Below are 16,255 nucleotides of genomic sequence, written 5' to 3'. Positions count from 1 at the left end.
AGTATAACAAAGCCGAAAAAGAAGCGCCCGCGGAAGCGGACGCCATATGACGGATCGCATATAGACTGCGGAGAAATGGCAAAGAATCAAAGGCGCGCCCGTGCCTGCAAACGCAGCAGTTTTTCCACCGTCAGCAGCACGCCGTCTTCGACATTGGACTTCGCGACAAATGCTGCTGCTGCCTTTGTATTGTCGCAGGCATTGCTTACCGCGAAACTGAACTCTGCGATCCGCATCAGCTCGACGTCGTTCTCCCCGTCGCCGAACGACAACGTTTCTTCGCGCGTGGCGCCTAGCATCTGCTGAAGTTTCATGACCGTCTCGCCTTTGTGCGTGCCGAGCGCCGTAATATCCAGCCAGCGCGGCTCGGAGTCCACGACATACATTTGACCGCCGAGCTTGTTCTCGACCTTGCGCCGAAGATCCGCGCTGCGTCCTTCCGCGTCGAATACGGTGACTTTGACGAAAGAGCCCGGCACTCGGTCGAACGAGGACACCCGAATGACTTCGCGGTACGAACGCTTTACCAGGTCGTATTCGTGATCCGGAAGCGTATCGCGCACGTAAGCCGCGTCTCCGGTGCAAGCGATAATGATCATGTTGAGGTCGAAGTCTTCGATCTCGGCAACGGATTCCAAAGCCAGTTCCCGAGCCAGCGCGAACTCCTGCACTACTTTACCGTCCCGCTTGATTCGGGTCGCGCTGTCGCCGAGAATCCAGATGCCGTCGAACCCTTCGAACAGTTCTTCTACCCGCTCGCATTGCTTGCCCGTGCAAGCCGCGAACTGAACGCCCTGCTTCTGCATCTGCGCGTATACGTCCGCAAAGCGCTCCCGATCGAAATCGCCTTCGTTATTCAAAAATGTCCCGTCCAGATCGCTAACCACCAGCTTGAACATGATCTTCCTCCTCGTTTCCGCTTCGTTTATACACTTTTTAAATATCCTTTATGAAGTTGCATTTTTACTTTATCGCGTGAAACGCGTTTCATGTCAAGCTTCTTTTTGGATGCAATCGCGAATTCTCCGCATACGCCAAAAAGACGCGTTTCCCTAAAAGGATACGCGTCTTTTGTTCGAGTCGATCGGCTGCCTCGTGTCCCAGCATCGTCAGGCCCGTTTGTATTTATTGCGATCTTCCTCCGTGATCTCGCGAATGACCCGGCACGGATTGCCCGCAGCAATTACGCCCGGCGGAATATCCCGGTTCACGACGCTGCCCGCTCCGATCACGCTTCCGGAACCGATCGTCACGCCCGGCATCACGGCTACATTGCCGCCGAACCAGACGTTGTCGCCGACGGCGATCGGATAGGCGTACTCCAATCCCGCGTTGCGCTGCTCGACGTCGAGCGGATGACCGGCGGCATAAAAGCCGCAGTTCGGTCCGATAAACACATTGTCCCCGAACGTTACTTTGGCCGCGTCCAAAATCACAAGATTATGATTCGCGTAGAAGTTTCGTCCCAACTCGATATGATAACCCAGATCGCAGTAGAAAGGTTGTTCGATCACGAACGGTCCTTTCGCTTCCGCCACGATCTTGCGGATCAATTCTTCGCGTTCGGTCTGCTTCAGCGGATTCAGTTGATTATGCTCGAAGCATAACGACTTGCAGTAGTTGCGTTCGCGCACAAGCTGCGGATCGTTATTATTGTCGTACAACAAACCCGAAGCGGCTTTTTCTTTTTCGGTCATATCCTGCGTCAATCCCAATCCCTCCGAAGTCACGGTTTATTCAAGTATAAACGAAGACGGTTACTCGAACAAATCCGTTACCGCCCCCTTGGAAGCGGAAGATACAAGACGCGCATACTTCGCCAACACGCCCGAGGATACCTTAAGCGGCGGCTGCACCCAAGCTTGCTTGCGCGCTGCCAACTCTTCCTCGCTCACGTCCATGCTGACTTCGCGGATTTCGCTGTCGAACGTAACCATGTCGCCGGTCCGAAGCAATCCGATCGGACCTCCGACTTGAGCTTCCGGCGATACGTGTCCCACCACGAATCCGTGCGAACCGCCCGAGAAGCGTCCGTCCGTCATCAGCGCAACCTCGCCGCCCAGCCCTTTGCCGACGATCATCGCCGTGACCGACAGCATTTCCGGCATGCCCGGCCCGCCTTTCGGTCCGCAATAACGGATAACCAGCACGTCGCCTTTGACAATATCGCCTCGCGTAATCGCCGCCGTAGCCTCGTCCTCGCTGTCGTATACTTTGGCCGGGCCGGTAAAGCGGGACTTTTTCATGCCCGACATTTTGGCTACGGCGCCGTCCGGCGCCAGATTGCCTTTGAGCACGACGAGCGGGCCGTTCGGTTTCAGCGGATTGTCGAACGAACGGATAATATCCTGCCCTTCCTCCAAGGAAGGCATGTCGGCCAGGTTCTCCGCCAACGTCCGGCCCGTTACCGTCATGCAGTCCCCGTGCAGCAGTCCGCGCTCAAGCAGCATCTTCATGACGCCCGGCACGCCGCCGATATCGTTCAGATCCTGCATGACATGCGTTCCGCTCGGTTTCAAATCGGCCAAATGCGGCACGTTCAACCGGATGCGCTCGAAATCGTCCAGCGTCAGGTCCACGTCGACCGAATGCGCCATCGCGAGCAAATGCAGGAACGCGTTCGTGGAACCGCCCAGAGCCATCACGACCGTGATCGCGTTTTCGAACGCTTCTTTGGTCATGATATCGCGCGGATAAATTCCTTTTTCGAGCAGATTGATGACCGCCGCGCCGGCTCTTTCGCATTCTTCCGCTTTGCCCGGGGAAATGGCGGGCGTCGACGACGAGCCCGGCAGGCTCATGCCCATTGCTTCGGCGGAAGCCGCCATCGTGTTGGCCGTGTACATGCCGCCGCACGCGCCGGGACCCGGACAAGCGCTGCACTCGACCTTTTTCAACTCTTCGTCGGTCATTTTCCCTTCCTGGTACTGGCCGACGGCTTCGAACGCGGATACGATATCGATCTTTTTGCCGTCGAGAATGCCGGGTTGGATCGTTCCGCCGTACACGTATACGGACGGAACGTTCAGCCGTCCGATCGCCATGAGGCAGGCCGGCGTGTTCTTGTCGCAGCCGCCGACCGCCACCAGGCCGTCGAAGCGTTCCGCTCCCGCCACGATCTCGATCGAATCGGCGATCGCTTCGCGGCTCGGCAGCGAGAACAGCATGCCCTCGTGCCCCATCGAGATGCCGTCGGACACGGTGATCGTATTGAATACGAGCGGCGCTCCGCCGTTTTCTTTAACGCCTTGTTTCGCTTTGAAAGCAAGATCGTTGATATGCATATTGCACGGCGTCACTTCGCTCCAGGTGCTGGCCACGCCGATCATCGGTTTTTTGAAATCTTCGTCGGTGAAGCCTACCGCGCGCAGCATGGCCCGGTTCGGTACCCGATTCGCGCCCTCGCTGATGACTTTGCTGCGGATTCTCAAGTCTTTTTGTTCGCCGTTGTTGGTGTTTTCCATTTTGGTTTGCTCCCGTCTGTTGAGGTATTAAATCAGATGTTCCAGTTCGCGCATCGGACGGATCAAATTCTGCTTCATGGCTTCGTGGGCGGCTGCGGCATCGCGGTTTTGAAAAGCGCGGATGATCGCGAAGTGTTCGTCGACCGAAGCCTGCGTCGAGTCGATCGGCTGCCGCAAAAACACGTATTTTAATCGCCGGATATGCACTTGAAGCGAATCGCTGAAACTTGCCGTGTACGGATTGCTCGAAAGCTCGACGATCGCGTTGTGAAATTCTTCGTCCGTCTCCATCGCCAAGTAAGGTTGGTCGCTGCCGACCGCGCGTTCGAATTCCGTGTTCAAGTCGATCAAATGTCGAATTTGTTCGGGACGGATCAGCTTCGCCGCGACTTCCGCCGCGGACGCGTGCAGGGCGGCCAAAGTAGAATACAGTTTGAAAATATCTTCTTTTTCGACTCCCGTCACTTTCGTTTCTTTGCCGGGATAAGTTGCAACCAGCCCCTTCACTTCAAGCAGCTGAAAAGCTTCGCGAATCGGCGTGCGGCTTACGCCGAGCGATTCGCTTAATTCCGATTCGAGCAATTTTTCGCCCGGCTGAAGGGTGCCGTCGATGATCCAGCGCTGGATCTGGTCGAACGCTTTTTCTTTGGCGGACTTTCGGGCCGGAGCTTTAAAATTTTGAGGAACGGGCAATAGGAAGCCTCCTTTGCTTAACGTTTCAACAAACTATAGTATGCAATATATCGCATACGTATACGAAAAGCAATCTAAAATTAAAACCTTTCAATTTTTATTTTTTTGTTAACAAAAATACGAAACGGGTATGTAACATTGAGCATAATCATATGTCGGTTTACAAAAAACACGCGGACAGGAGGGATTTCATGAGTAAGCTTTACCCACTTTTTTCTTCGGTACTCAAGGAAGTCGAGCAAACGTTGAAAGAAACCGCCGAAATGAGCCACCCGCTGGTCGTTTTGTTTCGCACGGCCCTGGAGGACGAACGGCAGGCTTTACGGAATCTGCTTCCTATACTGAAACAGGACTCGCCGGCTTTGGAAGATTTCAAAAAGGACTGCTCGGTCGTCTACCTGAACGACGAGATCGTCGAATCGACCTTCCGCGCTTGGCTCCGCGCCGTCGATTGGATGGATCACGCGGACTCCGAAGAAGCGGCCAAACTGGAGAACCGTTTTCCCGGCATCAAAAAGACATTGACCGAAGCGGCGGCGGAGATCGAAAACGCCTACGGCGACGACACCAGCAAATACATCGTGCCGGTGCTTTACCGACCGCAGACGGGAGGCGTACGATGAGCTGGCAAAACGAACGGATCGATATGAACGTATACAGCCAAGGCGAGGTCGACCGCTGGGTGTACAGCACCTGCAACCTCTGTTCGGTCGGCTGCGGCTGCGAGATCGCGGTCAAAGACGAGCAGATCGTCGGCATCCGCGGCAACGGCAAGCATTCGATCAACCGCGGACGGCTCGGACCGAAAGGCGAAAATCAGTGGCAGGCCAATTCAAGTCCCGACCGCCTGCTTTCCCCGCTGATCCGCAACGATCTCGGCGAGCTGGTCCCGGCGAGCTGGGACGAAGCGATGGATCTGATCGTGAACAAAATGAAAGAAACGATTGAGAAAAAAGGCCCGAACGGCATCGCGATCTACTCGACCGGCCAAGCGTTCCTCGAAGATTACTATACGATCGCCAAAGTCGGCCGCGCAGCGATCGGCACCCATCTGCTGGACGCCAACACCCGTCTGTGCACCGCGACCACGGAGTTCTGCCTGCTGCAATCGTTCGGAGCGGACGGCGCGCCGGCTTCGTACGAAGACATCGACGAGACGGAGACGCTGATGCTGTTCGGTCATAACGTCGCCGAGACCGGCACGGTGCTGCACGAACGCATTATGGACCGCAAAGCCCGCATCGGCAAACCGTACATCATCGCCGTCGACCCTCGCCGCACGCTGACCGTGCGCGGCGCCGATCTGCATTTGCAGCTTCGTCCGGGGACCAACGTGCCGCTGCTGAACGGTCTGCTTCGCCTGATGCTGGAAAACGGCGCGGCCGACGAAGAGTTTATCGCGAACTACACGATCGGCTTCGACGATATGCGCGGCGCGCTGGAGGAATGGACGCCCGAACGCACGTCGGAGGTCACCGGAATTCCGGTCGATACGCTGCTTGAAGCCGGGCGCGTGCTGTCCGAGACCCCGACGCTCGTGACGACCACGCTGCAAGGCGCTTTTCAAAGCGCGGACGCGACGACGGCCTGCGTGGCGATCAACAATATGCATCTGGCTCGCGGCCTGATCGGCAAGCCGGGCAGCGGACCGCTGCATATGGCCGGACAGCCCAGCTCGTCGGCCAACCGCACGGTCGGCGGCGTAGGGACCTATCCCGCCAACCGCAACCCGATGAACCCGCAGCATTTGCAGGAGATGGCGGATCTGTGGAACGTCGAAGAATCCCTTTTTCCGGCCGGCCCGGAAAAAGGGATCGAGGAACAGCTGGAGATGATCGAGCAGGATCAAATCGACGTGTTCTGGAATATCGGCACCAACCCGCTCGTTTCCCTGCCGAACCGCAAACGGGCGAAGGCCGCGCTGGAAAAAGTGTTCGTCATCATGCAGGACCATTTCCTGACCGAGACGTCCAAAGTGGCCGACGTCGTCCTCCCTGCCGCCATGTGGGGCGAAAAAGAAGGCACGATGGAAAACGCCGACCGTCGCATCAACTTGCTGCGCAAAGCGGTGAATCCGCCCGAAGGCGTACGAACCGACCTGGATATCTTGATCGACTTTTCGAAACGAATGGACTTCCGAGACAAAGACGGACAGCCGCTGATCGGTTATTCGACGCCGGAAGAAGCATTCGAAGAATGGAAAACCGTCTCGCGCGGACGTCCGAGCGACATGACCGGCATGACGTACGACCTGCTGGAAAAACATAACGGTCTGCGCTGGCCGGCTACGGCGGAGCGTCCGGAAGGCACCGTACGGCTGTACGAAGATTTCAAATTCCCGACGTCGACCGATTATGCCCAGAGCTATACGAAAAACCAATTCACGGGCCGCGCTTTGACCCGTGCCGAATACGAGGAAAAGCAAGCCGACGGACGCGCCATTTTCCATGCGACCCGCTATAATCCGCCGTCCGAGCAGCCCGGCGGCGACTTCCCGATGTGGCTGACGACCGGACGGCTCGTTTGGCATTGGCATACGCGCACCAAGACCGGACGCTCGCCTTATCTGCAAGCCGCCGCTCCGCACGGTTACGTCGAAGTGAACGAAACCGATGCGGCGAAGCTCGGCATCGTCGAAGGCGAAGTGATCCGTATCGTTTCGCCGCGCGGCCGGATCGAAGTCCCGGCCAAAATCGGCGACGCCGTTCAACCGGGCCTCGTATTCGTTCCGTTCCACTTCGGCAGTTGGGAAAGCAATCAGGCCGCCAACGACCTGACCGCCGATTTCGTCGACCCGCTGTCCAAGCAGCCGACGTTCAAGCAGTCCGCCTGCCGGATCGAAAAGCTCCGCAAACAGCACCTCGTCGCCGGCGGCGAAACCGTCGGCTATATCGCCGACAAATACGACATGAGCGTCGACGACCTGCTGCGCGTCAATAAGCTCGATACGCCTTACGGCATCCAAACCGGCCAGCATCTCGAAATCCCGATCTCGATGATCAACGTCCCGATCCAACCCTATTCCCCTCAGCGGACGGATTTCAAAAAGACGCCGATCGAAGAATAAGGTTGAAATCTTGGCATCCTGACTTGTTCATCATCAATCTCCTTCTCCATAATCAAGCTCCTTCGCCATAACATATGCGCAAAAAAGACCTCGGCATTCGCTCTAAGCGAACACCGAGGTCTTTTCAATAACCTCAATATTAAAAAACCAAAAGCCCAAAAATGCCAACCGAAATTCCAAAGCTTTCGCTCTTCCCCTACTTCCCCAACTCGATGCGGTAGCCCTAGCGGAGGGAGAAATTCAGCGAAGGACGCCTTTGAGCGCGGAAAGCTGCAAGCTTTCTGCGCGAGACAGCGTACTGAGCGAATTTTTCCCGCAGCGCCTCCCTATCGCCTCGCCTTCCCTATCGAATCATCCCCTCAACTTGCTCCAGTTCGATTTCAAAAGAAGGCGCGAACGCATCCGACCGCACATAATTGAGCACGCTGCTCAAGAACTGCCGCCCGTCGGGCGTTTGTCCCGCCGCGGCCGCATCAACCGCGCACACGAGCAGATTGCCGCCGCCCGTTTTGCATTCGAACAGCAGACCCAGCTTGTGGTTGCGCTCGAAGTTGTCGATCGTTTGCACGATCGGCTCCCACTCGGACGGCGTACCGTCCAAAATGACCGAACGCGAGTTCATGACCACGTTCCACCAGGCATAAGTCGTATGACTTTCGCTCGGGAAGTCTTTGAGTGCCGGATGCTCGTTGCGAACAAGCAGACCATGCGTGCCTACGGGAATCTTGCGGTCCATGCTTTCCGAGATCGATCGGAACATCGGGAAGCACCAGAAGTCCGCCGCGTAAGTGCCTTCGATCGAGTTTTCCAAATCGGAAATATTCGGCATCAGCAGCACGTTTCCTCCCTGCGCCAGCAGCGCTTTCGCTTCGTCGTTCAGCGCCTCGAATACGTGAACGCCGCCGAAGTCCGCTGTCGTTTCCGCCGGGTAGATCCATAGCTCGTAGTTTTTGTAGACGTCCGTGCCATTCAGAGAAAGCGCCAATTCCGCCTTTTGCATCGACTCTACATTTGGCAAAGCCAGCTCGATTCCGCCAAGCTCGAACAGATCGCCGCTTGCCGTCACGTTTGCCGTGATCGCTCCGTCGCCGAGCACCTGCTCGCCCGAACGCAGCGACCAGCTCACTTCCACGCTGCCCGGCGCTTCCGCGCGGAACCAGCTCAGCTCCACCGCTGCACGGAACATATCGCCGCCGACCAGATTATACGATTCGAAGCGCGCCAGCAGCACGGCATTATCGCAGAACGAACGCCAGTCTTCTTCCGTGATCAAGCCTTTGGAATCCATGAACGCGTCCAGCGCCCCGACCAGTGCCGTTCCTTGACCGCTGAAATCCTGCAAATCGAGCACCTGGAATCCGGCCAGTTTGCGTGAACGCAGCGCCGCTTCCAGTTCTTCTTTATAACATTCCATCGCCAGTTTGCCCGAGTTTTCGAAGTAAGCGGAAGCTAGGTGACCCAGTCCTTTTTCCTCCAAACGCTCACGGAAGATTTTGAAGTTCTCGGCTTTCAGCGGCCCTGTATACTTCTCGATCTCGTCGAAATTCGGGAATGTCGCGTACTGCCCGATTTCGTGCGACACGACCGGAAGCGGCGATACCCAATCCCCGCCGTCGCCTTCGGCTTCGACCGTTTTCATTCCCGTGCCGTATTGGATCTGGATTTGCTTTTTGCCGCCGTCTTCGCTTTCTCCGGTTTGGACGCGCGCGGGACTGATCGCTTGATCGTAGTCCGTCAGCGTGCCCGGAGGCGCAACCTGAACATGGCCTTGCGGCGCGTCGCACATCGCATACGAGCCGCGGAACAGGCGCTCTCGCGTGAACCGCACTCCGCAGAAGAAGTCGTCATGCTCCAAAAGCTCCGGCACCCATTGGTGATTGTTCGACCCCTGCGTGTACAGCGGGCGGGAATCGAACTCTTTGTATCCTTTCAGGATCGAATCGATCTTCGTCCGGCTGCCCCACAGCTCGTTGCCGAGCGAGAACATGACGCACGACGGATGATTCGCGAACGCTTTGAGGATGGCATATCCTTCTTCAATCAGGTAGTCCTGCTCCGCCTGGTTGTGATTCTCTTCGCCCGGCTCCGTGATCGTGCCCCAGAAAGGCAGCTCCGGCTCCATATAGATCCCCAGCAAATCCGCAGCCGCGAATGCCGCTTCGGGCGGACATGCGGTATGAAAACGATAGTGGTTCATCCCGTAAGTCTTCGAAATGCCGAGAATGCGAACCCACTCTTCCACATCCGTCGGCGCGTATCCGGTCAGCGGGAAAATAAGGCCGTCGTGCTTGCCGCGCAAGAAGGTGCGTTTGCCGTTGATCTCGAATTTGTCGCCCGCCGATTTGAATTCGCGCAATCCGAGCACGCTGTCCGTCGTATCGATCGCTTCGCCGTTCGCGTCCAGCAGTTCCAGCCTGAGACGGTACAGCTCCGGCGTCCATTCGCTCCATAGACGCGCGGCTTCGCCCAGCGAATACGTAACGTCGATGCTCGATCCGTTCAGCTCAAACTCCGCGGAATCCGCCGTATGCGAACTTTCCCCGTTGAAGCTTGCCGCCGAAACGCGCAGTTTCGCAGCCGTGCTTCCTTCGAGATTGGCCGTGATGCGAACGTTTTTCTCGCCTACGTTCGGATAGGTACGCAGCTCTTCCAAACGGGACGCCCCGTAAAATTGCAGCTCGATCGCGCCCGTAATCCCGTTCCAGTTGGTTTGCGTATCCGGCGACGTCATATGACCGCCTTTGGTCGGATAGCCTACATTGTCCACCCGGATCGTCAGCGTATTCGTGCCCGTCGCAAGTTTGCCCGTCAAGTCGTACACATGCGGCGCGTTCAGGCTGTTCCGCGTGCCGATTTCCTCGCCGTTCAACCAGACTGTCGTGATGCGGGTACGCTCCAAATGCAGCAGCGCGACGCGCTCAGCCGAATCCGCCGGCACTTCGATCTCTTTTCGGAACCAAGCCGAGCCTTCGAATTTGTATTCGTCCGTTAGCGACCCGATCAACTGTTCTTCGTTGCGGCGCCCTTTGCGGGCATGCGAAGTCGTGCCGGGCAGCTCCATCGTATCTTCGAACGCCTGCGGCAGGCCTTTTCTTTCTTCGCCCAGACTTAATTGCCATGTCCCTGACAAATTCAACTTGCTTTGCATGGATTCTCACTCCTATTTGTATACGTTTTCTCGTTCTCCATCTCTTACTATAACGTTTTCGGAAACGCAGGGCAATCCATTTGTCGAAAGCTGTCGGGTTAAAAAGGGGCCTCGCGCGGAGGAACTTTCAGGTCGGATCGCGACTTTTCGGGCAGACTCATTTCTGCGGCAAAAAGCCCCGAATCTCCAGGATTCGAGGCTTGCGCCGCGCAGGCGGCTTTTTGCAACCTTTTATAACCAAGACAACCACAAATACAAACCAAGCAGCGTGATGAACAACGTCGGGATCGTCAATACGACGCCGATACGGAAATATTGACCCCACGTGATGCGGATGCCTTTGTTGTTCAATACATGCAGCCAGAGCAGCGTCGCCAGGGACCCGATCGGCGTCAGCTTCGGTCCAAGATCCGCGCCGATGACGTTCGCGTAGATCAGCGCTTCCTGAATCCGGCCGCCCGCGTCCGCCGTATCGATCGCCAGCGCCCCGATCAGGACGCTCGGCAGATTATTCATGACCGACGACATCACCGCCGTCAGGAAGCCCATGCCCATCGTTGCCGCGAACAGTCCGTGACCGGCGAACCCGCGTATGCCTTCGGCAAGCAGATCCGTCAATCCGACGTTGCGGAGTCCGTACACGACCACATACATGCCGACGGAGAAAAACACGATCGACCACGGCGATTCTTTGACGATCGCCGCGACCGAAACCGACGGACTGCGACGAGCCAAAATCAGGAACAGAATCGCGATGACGCCAGCGGTAAGCGACAGCGGAATGCCGAGCAGTTCGCCCGCGAAATACCCGACCAGCAGCAGGCCGACGACGACCCACGAAATTCGGAACAGCTTCAGGTCCCGAACCGCGGTCGAAGGCGCTTTGAGCTGCGAATCGTCGAAGCTCTTCGGTATGCTTTTACGGAAAAAGAAATACAACACCGCCAAACTTCCAGCCAGCGCAAACAGATTCGGCACGAACATCCGTCCCGCATACTGCATGAAGCCGATATGGAAATAATCCGCCGAAACGATATTCACCAGATTGCTGATCAGCAGCGGCAGCGAGGTCGTATCGGCGATGAATCCGCCCGCGATAATAAACGGAAACACCTGTCGTTCGTCCAGCTTCAACGCCCGTACCATCGCCAGCACGATCGGAGTCAAAATCAGTGCCGCTCCGTCGTTCGCGAACAGCGCCGCCACGACCGCGCCGAGCAGAATCAGGTAAATGAACATGCGGACGCCGCTGCCTTTGGAAGCACGGGCCATATGCAGCGCCGCCCATTCGAACAGTCCTACCCGGTCAAGCACGAGCGAGATCAGAATGATCGCCACGAAGGCGAGCGTCGCGTTCCAAACGACATCCGTTACATCGCGCACATCCTGTAAATCGACGACTCCGGTCAACAGCGCGAGCACCGCGCCGCCGCAGGCCGACCATCCGATCGGCAGTCCGTACGGACGCCGAATCACCAGGAATAAAGTCAAAACAAAGATGAGAGTTGCCCACAATGCAGCGTACACACGTCAACCTCCAGTAATTGGGCAAGTCCGATCCGGAATTCGATATTCCGTTCTCCTACCGCTCACGAATCTTCCGTATAGCAGTCTATATGTTATCCGCTTCGCCGTCATGAAGCAAGGGATTTTTCGCCGTGGATCCTAAACTTTGACTTCACCTTGTAATCAATGCCTTAAGGCGTTCCCATTCATTGGATACACCGGGCTTTGAATCATCAAATGTATCTGAAGGAAAAGCTTTGCGATAGCAGCTAATTTGCACCTTTTCCTTATCAAATCCGGGCAATCGAACGGTACGCATGCACGGAGTACGCAGCGCGATCGGCAAGAGCGCAAGTCCGTGTCCGCTCTCGACGATTGCCACAAGACTCTCCAGCGTATCGGCTTCGATCAAGCGGCGCGGCGGATAACATCGTTTTGACTGTTCCAGCGTTTGAAGCCGATAAGGGCATCGAACATCGCGAGAAGCGAGAAGCGGCAGTTCCGAAGCGACGGATTCGTGCACGTTCCCGCCGATCATCCAGGCAACCGGTTCAACGGCTTCGAATACTTTTTCCAACCGATTCGTCTGCTCCGGCTCCCGATTAAGCAAAACGGCGTCCAATTCCCCGGATTCCAATAGATGCACAAGCTGTTCCGGCGAACGAGTAAAGACCTGGATTTCCGAATCCGGGTCTGCGATCAGCGGATTCAAGTAAGCGGCGGTTAACGTCTGGGAAGCTCCCAGTCGCATCGGGCGAACCTGTATAGCAGGAACGTCGAGCTTGGCCTGTTCGACCAATTGACGGATCTGTTCGGCATACTTCAGCAGTCGCTCCCCTTCCGGTCGCAAACGGATTCCTTTCGGCGAACGGTCTAGCAGCGCGACGCCGAATTCCTGCTCCAACGCTCGGATGCGAGAAGTAATATTGGATTGAACGTAACCTAACTCGGCCGCCGCCTTAGACATCGAACCGAGTCGAGCTACGCAGCAAAAAATATGCAGATCATTCAGTTCCATTACACACCTCTCATTTTCAATGATATCCCTGTTCAGTTCTGGTCGTTACGGCCTTCCCTGCCTGATGCTGTACGCTATGAATATGAAGCAATGCGTGTTCGAGCTTCAAGCCGACAACGAAAGGATGATTCATCATGATCGCCATGCAGTACAAAATCCCGCTTCCCGCCGATTACGATATGCCGATCATTCGCCGGAGGGTGCGGACGAATGGACATCGAACCGACGGATTTCGGGATTTGGCACTTAAAGCTTATTTAATCTCGGAAAAAGGCAGCCACGGGAACGTCTCGAATCATTACGCTCCTTTTTACCTTTGGAACGATCACAACGGCATGAACGAATTTTTGCTAAACGGCCCTTACGACGCCATCTTGCATTCATTCGGCTGGCAGCAAGTAAACATCGGCGTCCCTCTTTCGGTACGGATTGTACCGAATTTCCCGCAAGTACGCTGGGCCGTAGAGATCGCCGGACGTATTCCTCAGGCAGCTTCGCTGAAAGGTTTCGGTGGAAAGCTTATCGAGCAATTGCCCAAGACTCAAGATGCAATAGGCGAAGCAGTGATCTACAACCCGGATAAATGGGGCTTCAGCCAATTCGCTTTTTACGAGCAACTCCCCGAGAAATGGAGTGACGAAGCACAGCGCCTAACTCAGCTCGATGCGTATCCTTCTTTTGAAGCGACGATTTATGAAGTTCTGCATGTGTCGCAATGATGGCGATTAGGCCGTTCCTAGACGGCCTCAAGTTGCCCTCGAAAGTTACTTCGGCGGGGGAAGCAAGAAGACTCCGAGAAAAATTCGTTCAAGACGCTGTCTCACTCGGAAAGTTGAATTGGATTTGAATAAGGAATTTTCCGAGTTCAAAGGCGTCTTTTACTGAATTTTCCTCTCCGTCTTCTCGCTTCTAGTTACGTTAGACTTTTTCAAAGCATTATGCCGTCCTTGGACGGCCTTTTCCTATTTAACCCGTCATTTTCGTCCGCTTGATCGCGCGGTTAACTTGCTCGGAACTAAGCAGCATGAACACCACAAGCAGCAGCGTCACGATCGGGAACAAGCCGATCCCCGCCTGCGAAGCCAACACGCCGAACAGCGGCGGAATAAAAGTAGTGCCTGTATATGCAACAGCCATCTGATAACCGATCAGTTTCGCCGAATTGGCGCGGCCGAACCGGGCGGGCGTCTCGTGAATCAATCCCGGATAGACCGGCGCGAAGCCGAGGCCGATCAGGACAAAGCCGACCAGTACTACTACGTCCGGCAGCGGCAGCATCAAAAGTATCGCGCCGATGACCGATATGATCTGCCCCGCCAGAATCAGCGCCCGGTTGCCGACTTTCAGCGTGATGAAGCCTGTAATCAGACGCCCGATGGTGATTCCGCCGTAGTACAGCGAGATCCATCCGGCAGCCGTTACCGCAGATACGTCGCGTGCCCCGACAAGGAAACTTGCGCCCCAGAGACCGACCGTCGTCTCCACGCCGCAGTAGAACAAAAACGCAAGCAGCGACATTTTCACGCCCGGCAGGCGAAGAGGTTGTTTGGCCGGCTGCTCGTCCGCCAAAGATTCAGGCACCGTCGCGGAATCATGATTAGCCGCGCCGATAGCTACTTCGGTTGTCGGATTCTCTGCGCGGCGCGCCGCAATCTTTTTCCATAGGGGCAGCGTGACCAGCAAGACGATCACAAGACCGAATTGAATCATCGCGACCGCCGTATATCCCGATCTCCATGAATCATGCTCTTTGATAAAATACGACATCAAAAGCGGTCCGCCCGTGGCGCCGAGCCCCCAGAAGCAGTGCAGCCAGCTCATATGGTGCGCTTTATAATGGGTCGCGACATAATGATTCAAAGCGGCGTCAACGGCTCCGGCACCCAGTCCGAGCGGAATCGCCAGCAGCGCGAACCAAAGCAACGATGGAGCGAACGAGAAACCGAGCAGCGCGGCCGCCGTCATCAGGCAGCTGATCAGCGTCAACGGTCCGGTGCCCAGCTTCGTGATCAATTTGCCGCTGGCCAGGCTGGATACGATCGTACCCGCCGCCACGATCATCGCCAGCATTCCCGCGGACTCCAGCGGCGCTCCGAGATCCGGTCGCATTACCGGCCAAGCCGCCCCGAGCAGCGAGTCCGGCAGGCCGAGACTGATAAAAGCCAAATAAATGACGATCAGAAACCAGGTTGCCATAAACATCTTCCTTCCTTTTTTACGTTTCCGATACGGTTATCGTACTTTCGGTTCCAACGTCTTCAGTGCCAAATCCTGCAATCCTGACGCAAAATGCTCCGCAAACCGTTCCGACCATTGAATATCCGGCTCCGCAGGCAAGGGATGACGGCGGACATAAGCGTTCCAGCAAGCCGTCCATGACGGCGTATCCGTCCGCGCTCCGTAAAGCACCACGCGTTCCGGCGCCAACACGACGGAAGCGGTATGCACGATTCGGCACACGATCTCGTTCCAGGCGTCTCCCGCCGGCGGCCGGCTCCAATCGATATCCAGAGGCAAATATTTGACCTCTCCCGCCATTCCGCGTTTTCCGCCGATTAACGTTCCGTTCCAGGAGATCGCCATGCCGGGAGGATATTTGATCGGAAAGTATAGGCCGATAACCGCTCCATCCTCGGCCTCTTCGTCACCGGCTCCCTCTAACAAATAGCCGTGCAATGCCGCATTAACGTCATTTTCCAACAACACAGGCACACCGAAATGTTCCTCGATCCACTTGGCCGGGTAAGTTCCGCGCAGCCTGTCATGACTGCTCACCTCGATCCGTCCTTCCACCGCTTGTCCCGGAATCCCTAACCCGATCGTCTGAATTCGCGGATAATCTTGCATTAAGTTCTTTATCCAGCGTAAAAAGGAATCCCGGTCCAAGACGTCAAAAAGCCGCTCTTCGTGCTTTCGTATATCTCCCCGAAGATCCACCACGGAGGCGAATACCGTATCGACGCCTTCGCGCTCATGAAGATGCAGCGATAGGGCTAGGCGATAGGCGTAATCGAAGCGGTACACCGTAGCCGGACGTCCGCCCGTAGAGGTTCCCGTCTCCTCCTCGTTCAGCTCTCCACGCTCTGTCAGCTCGCGCACAAGCGCAGCCACGGTGACCACGCTCAATCCCGTCTCCGCCGCCAACTGCGGCTTGGTCGCGGTCTCCATGCGCTTTAACGTTCGCCGCACCGTATTCATGTTGATTTCTTTCATTAGCGTCGTATCTGCTCTTTTCATTGTACCTCCGTCCCTTGACCACTTTGTAAAGATCCTTTATTTATATTGCCCGCCTCATGTATCTTTGTCAACGGAATTATCAAAATCCTATTTTGGCGCATTCAATGCTCACGGCAAAAAGC

General features: G+C 56.1%; 12 protein-coding genes. 3 read left to right on the top strand and 9 right to left on the bottom strand.

Features of this window, described 5'->3' with window-relative positions:
* Positions 1-86: 86 nt before the first annotated feature.
* From HRQ63_RS02010 to HRQ63_RS01995, 4 genes are all read right to left on the bottom strand, one after another.
* The gene (locus HRQ63_RS02010) at positions 87-899 is read right to left on the bottom strand and encodes an HAD hydrolase family protein (RefSeq protein WP_172238352.1); all 813 of its coding nucleotides are present in this window, start codon (positions 897-899) and stop codon (positions 87-89) included.
* A gap of 210 nt (positions 900-1,109) precedes the next feature.
* Positions 1,110-1,697 carry a sugar O-acetyltransferase gene (locus HRQ63_RS02005; protein ID WP_172240492.1) on the bottom strand — a complete coding sequence of 196 codons (588 nt, stop codon included), beginning with the start codon at positions 1,695-1,697 and terminating at the stop codon, positions 1,110-1,112.
* Between the two features lie 60 nt (positions 1,698-1,757).
* On the bottom strand, positions 1,758-3,464 hold the full coding sequence (gene ilvD, locus HRQ63_RS02000; protein ID WP_172238349.1) for a dihydroxy-acid dehydratase: 1,707 nt from the start codon (positions 3,462-3,464) through the stop codon (positions 1,758-1,760).
* 27 nt (positions 3,465-3,491) lie between these two features.
* A complete protein-coding gene (locus HRQ63_RS01995; protein ID WP_172238346.1) occupies positions 3,492-4,157 on the bottom strand; it encodes a GntR family transcriptional regulator in 666 nt (221 codons plus the stop codon).
* Positions 4,158-4,348: 191 nt separating this feature from the next.
* On the opposite strand from HRQ63_RS01995, the gene HRQ63_RS01990 reads away from it, so the two are divergent.
* Entirely contained in the window at positions 4,349-4,780 is a 432-nt protein-coding gene (locus tag HRQ63_RS01990; protein ID WP_172238343.1) for a hypothetical protein, read from the top strand.
* Entirely contained in the window at positions 4,777-7,224 is a 2,448-nt protein-coding gene (locus tag HRQ63_RS01985; protein WP_172238340.1) for a molybdopterin-dependent oxidoreductase, read from the top strand. The genes HRQ63_RS01990 and HRQ63_RS01985 overlap by 4 nt, the downstream gene beginning before the upstream one ends.
* 343 nt (positions 7,225-7,567) lie before the next feature.
* Here HRQ63_RS01985 and HRQ63_RS01980 read toward each other — a convergent pair whose 3' ends face one another.
* The 3 genes from HRQ63_RS01980 to HRQ63_RS01970 form a co-directional block, all read right to left on the bottom strand.
* Positions 7,568-10,372 carry a glycoside hydrolase family 2 TIM barrel-domain containing protein gene (locus HRQ63_RS01980; RefSeq protein WP_172238337.1) on the bottom strand — a complete coding sequence of 935 codons (2,805 nt, stop codon included), beginning with the start codon at positions 10,370-10,372 and terminating at the stop codon, positions 7,568-7,570.
* Between the two features lie 231 nt (positions 10,373-10,603).
* Positions 10,604-11,899, bottom strand: a complete 1,296-nt coding sequence (locus HRQ63_RS01975) for an arsenic transporter (RefSeq protein WP_172238334.1) — start codon at positions 11,897-11,899, stop codon at positions 10,604-10,606.
* Between the two features lie 151 nt (positions 11,900-12,050).
* Complete coding sequence (locus tag HRQ63_RS01970; protein WP_172238331.1) at positions 12,051-12,896, bottom strand: LysR family transcriptional regulator; 846 nt, start codon at positions 12,894-12,896, stop codon at positions 12,051-12,053.
* Between the two features lie 134 nt (positions 12,897-13,030).
* On the opposite strand from HRQ63_RS01970, the gene HRQ63_RS01965 reads away from it, so the two are divergent.
* Positions 13,031-13,615: a DUF4865 family protein gene (locus HRQ63_RS01965; RefSeq protein ID WP_172238328.1), complete on the top strand. Its 585-nt coding sequence runs from the start codon at positions 13,031-13,033 to the stop codon at positions 13,613-13,615.
* Positions 13,616-13,862: 247 nt separating this feature from the next.
* On the opposite strand, the gene HRQ63_RS01960 is transcribed toward HRQ63_RS01965, so the two are convergent.
* A complete protein-coding gene (locus tag HRQ63_RS01960; protein ID WP_172238325.1) occupies positions 13,863-15,092 on the bottom strand; it encodes an MFS transporter in 1,230 nt (409 codons plus the stop codon).
* A 36-nt stretch (positions 15,093-15,128) separates the two neighbouring features.
* Positions 15,129-16,133: an ROK family transcriptional regulator gene (locus HRQ63_RS01955; protein ID WP_172238322.1), complete on the bottom strand. Its 1,005-nt coding sequence runs from the start codon at positions 16,131-16,133 to the stop codon at positions 15,129-15,131.
* Positions 16,134-16,255: the final 122 nt, after the last annotated feature.

Source organism: Saccharibacillus endophyticus, assembly GCF_013185185.1.
GTDB classification, from domain to species: domain Bacteria; phylum Bacillota; class Bacilli; order Paenibacillales; family Paenibacillaceae; genus Saccharibacillus; species Saccharibacillus endophyticus.
The sequence above is the reverse complement of the archived record's forward strand: the minus strand, read 5'-3'. Positions and strand labels throughout refer to the sequence as shown.

Bases quoted from the DNA above. Each gene is read 5' to 3' on its own strand.
- HRQ63_RS01965 (WP_172238328.1), top strand. From the start codon at position 13,031: ATGATCGCCATGCAGTACAAAATCCCGCTTCCCGCCGATTACGATATG.
- HRQ63_RS01955 (WP_172238322.1), bottom strand. From the start codon at position 16,133: ATGAAAAGAGCAGATACGACGCTAATGAAAGAAATCAACATGAATACG.
- HRQ63_RS01990 (WP_172238343.1), top strand. From the start codon at position 4,349: ATGAGTAAGCTTTACCCACTTTTTTCTTCGGTACTCAAGGAAGTCGAG.
- HRQ63_RS01980 (WP_172238337.1), bottom strand. From the start codon at position 10,372: ATGCAAAGCAAGTTGAATTTGTCAGGGACATGGCAATTAAGTCTGGGC.
- HRQ63_RS02005 (WP_172240492.1), bottom strand. From the start codon at position 1,697: ATGACCGAAAAAGAAAAAGCCGCTTCGGGTTTGTTGTACGACAATAAT.
- HRQ63_RS01970 (WP_172238331.1), bottom strand. From the start codon at position 12,896: ATGGAACTGAATGATCTGCATATTTTTTGCTGCGTAGCTCGACTCGGT.
- ilvD (WP_172238349.1), bottom strand. From the start codon at position 3,464: ATGGAAAACACCAACAACGGCGAACAAAAAGACTTGAGAATCCGCAGC.
- HRQ63_RS01960 (WP_172238325.1), bottom strand. From the start codon at position 15,092: ATGGCAACCTGGTTTCTGATCGTCATTTATTTGGCTTTTATCAGTCTC.
- HRQ63_RS01985 (WP_172238340.1), top strand. From the start codon at position 4,777: ATGAGCTGGCAAAACGAACGGATCGATATGAACGTATACAGCCAAGGC.
- HRQ63_RS02010 (WP_172238352.1), bottom strand. From the start codon at position 899: ATGTTCAAGCTGGTGGTTAGCGATCTGGACGGGACATTTTTGAATAAC.